2 protein-coding genes are annotated in these 3,018 nt (G+C 67.8%); both read right to left on the bottom strand.

Annotated features, from left to right (window positions below):
* Nucleotides 1-61: 61 nt before the first annotated feature.
* Complete coding sequence (locus tag AC04L7_RS15555) at nucleotides 62-1,249, bottom strand: erythromycin esterase family protein (RefSeq protein WP_475513357.1); 1,188 nt, start codon at nucleotides 1,247-1,249, stop codon at nucleotides 62-64.
* A 30-nt stretch (nucleotides 1,250-1,279) separates the two neighbouring features.
* Nucleotides 1,280-2,800 carry an exopolyphosphatase gene (gene ppx, locus AC04L7_RS15550; RefSeq protein ID WP_436000982.1) on the bottom strand — a complete coding sequence of 507 codons (1,521 nt, stop codon included), beginning with the start codon at nucleotides 2,798-2,800 and terminating at the stop codon, nucleotides 1,280-1,282.
* Between the last annotated feature and the right edge of the window lie 218 nt (nucleotides 2,801-3,018).

Genomic DNA, 3,018 nt, shown 5'->3' with positions numbered 1-3,018 from the left:
GCGCGGGGCGAAGGCGTTAGACGCGCCGCAGAGCCGGGGCGGGGTCGAGTGTAACCTCAAGTCACAATTTGCCGGGTGAGGGGGACTCGTCGTCCGCGGACGATGGCGAGCCGGCAGCCTCGACGGCGCTCAGCGGGGTTTCCAGCGGCAGCATCCACATGCCATCCAGCAACGCACTCCAGTCGGCGAGCTGCGGATGTCGGTAGGCGACGACCGACGATTCGATGGGGCCCATGCTGCGAAGACGCGTGCTGTCCAGATACATCGGTATCCCGCCGCGTGCCTCGAGCGAGGTCGCCGAGAGCGCGATAGCCACACGTGGCAGGGAGGGGCGGCCGTGGCGACCCGATCGTGCGGTGAAGCCCACACTGGCCAGGCCACTCCCCAGTCGGCGGTGCAGGTGCATGCCCAGCGAAATCCGATCGGGCCGATCCGGAAGCGGGGCTTTCACCGCATGCGGTGTCGACGTCCAGATGATGGCGCGCTCACCCGGTGTGCGTGCATGCTGCCACGAGAAATTCCGTGCCATGCCCTCATCGCGCGTACTGAAGGAGGCCCCGCTGGACATGTCGAGGAATTGGCCAAGACTGATCGCCATTGCACGATCGGCCTGCCCATCGGGTCCGGATACACCGCGCCCGATCTTCTTCAAGCAACGGCGGAGGGCATCCCGGAATGCATCGTCGTACGGATGGGAGGCACTGAAATCCCATTGCGTCAGGCGCGCCAGCCGGCCTTCGCAAGCGACGCGTGCGGATCCGGCATGCGCGGCAAGGCGCCGGGGAAGCGCATGCTCCGAGAACGGTTGCGATACGCCGCCTACCTGAATGTCGAGGCCGCGCAGGCGCAGGGTGCCTTTGCTGGCGCGATCCCAGAGCCAACGCAGTGTCGGCTGGAATTCCCGCGTGCCGGACCACAGGGGGCCGATGGCCTCGGCAAGCCGTGCCGGCTGAGCAGTGCCCCGGGCCAGCTGCTCTTCCAGCGCGAGAAACTCGTAGACCGAACTCTCGAAGTAGAGCGCATCGAATCCGCATCGATCGACAAGCGCCTCGACGATGCGGCCCTTCAACATCACGGTGGCACCGGCACCGTGGCCGGCGTCTTCGCCCAGCATCACCACGCGCTGGGTACACAGCGATTCGATCGCCGCGTCGARGTCGTCGGCGACTGGAACCGTCGACGCGGTGGCGATGCCAGGCATCGCGAGCGCGAGCATCAGGATCGCGAGGTGCTTCAGACAGGTTCTCAATCGGCCCTCCCTGGCCTGCATGGATTTCCGCTACGCCACGAACGGTTTGAACGCCACGCCCAGGCCCTGCATGTCCTCGGGCTCGCCGACGAGATCCGAACGCAGCAGCGGGCGTGCGTCGATCCATTTCTTGCTCACCACCAGGTCCAGGCGGTCGTCCGCCGCGGTCAGGTCCAGGCGGGGGATCGCCTCGTTGTCGTGCGAGCGGTGCAGCAGCACGGCCAGGCGCAACAGCGCAGCCTTGCGCTTGGCGCTGAGCAGCAGGCGATCGGGCAGGGCGTCGAAGGCGGTCTTGGGCACGCCACGCCGGTGGGTGCGGACCAGCGCCGAAAGTACCTGCTGCTCCTGGCGCGAGAAACCTTCGATGTCGGAATGTTCCAGCAGGTACGCGCCATGCACGTGGTACTGGCTGTGCGCGATCACCAGGCCGATCTCGTGCAGGCGCGCGGCCCAGCCGAGCATGCGTGCGTCGTCGTCGTCCAGGCCCCAGCTGTCCTCCACCTGCTCGAACAGGCGCATCGCCGTCGCCTCCACGCGCGCGGCCTGGAATTCGTCGATGCCGTAGCGCTGCATCAGCGCGGCAGTGGAAAGATCGCGCGGATCGTTGTCGCTGCCGCGGCCCAGCATGTCGAACAGGATGCCTTCCCGCATGGCCGCCTTGCTCACCATCAGGCGCTGCAGGCCCAGCGCCTCGAAGGCGGCCTCCAGCACCAGCACGCCGCCCGCAATGATGGGCCGGCGGTCGTTGGACAGGCCCGGCAGGTCGATGTCCTCGATGCGGTCGGCCTGCAGCAGTCGGTCGCGCACCTGCGGCAGCGCCTCGGCGGTCACCGCCCCCTTGGTGAGCTTCATCGCCGCACAGATCTCGCCGATGGCCTTGTTCGTGCCGGACGAGCCGATGGCTTCCTGCCACCCGAGGTTGCGGTACAGGCCGGCGAACTGCTGGAACTCGGCTCCGATCTCGGTGAGCGCTTCCTTCCAGCGCTTGCGCGACAGCTTGCCCCCGGGGAAGAAGCGGCGCGTGCTGGCGATGCAGCCGGCCTGAAGGCTTTCGCGCTCCAGCGTCTCGAAGCCGCGGCCGATGATGAATTCCGTCGAGCCGCCGCCGATGTCGATGACCAGGCGGCGCTGGTTCGACTTCGGCGGCTGCGAATGCGCCACGCCGAGGTAGATCAGTCGCGCTTCTTCGCGCCCGGAGACGACTTCGATGGGCTTGCCCAGCGCGGCTTCCGCCGCTGCCAGGAAGTCCTGCGGATCCCGCAGCTGTCGCACCGTGTTGGTCGCCAGCGCACGCACGCGGGCGGCAGGAATGTCGCGGATGCGCTGCCCGAAGCGAGAGAGGCAATCCAGGGCACGTTGCCGTGCCGCGGCGGACAGGCCGCCCTTGCCATCGAGGCCGTCGGCCATGCGCACCGTCTCGCGCAGGCGGTCCACGACGCGCAACTGCCCCAGCAGCGAACGCGCGACCACCATGTGGAAGCTGTTGGAGCCCAGGTCGATCGCGGCCAGCATGTCCCCGTCCTGGAGCGGCGGGGAAGTGGGGGAAGTCAGGGGCGCCATGCGGTCAGTTTAGCCAATGGCGCCGTGCATGGCAGCAACGCGATCGGCAGGCGCGTCATCGCAGGCCGCATGCGGGGGTCGCCTCACACCTTTTCCAGCAGGGTGGCCTGCGCCGAATGCGGCACGTCGTCGCCGGGCGTCAGCTTGACGTAGCTTCCATCGGCCTGCAGCTCCCACGCATTGCAGTTGTCATCGAGATAGTTCTGCAG

It is taken from the genome of Pseudoxanthomonas sp. LjRoot204_2, from assembly GCF_056175765.1.
This window is presented reverse-complemented; position numbering and strand designations above follow the sequence as displayed.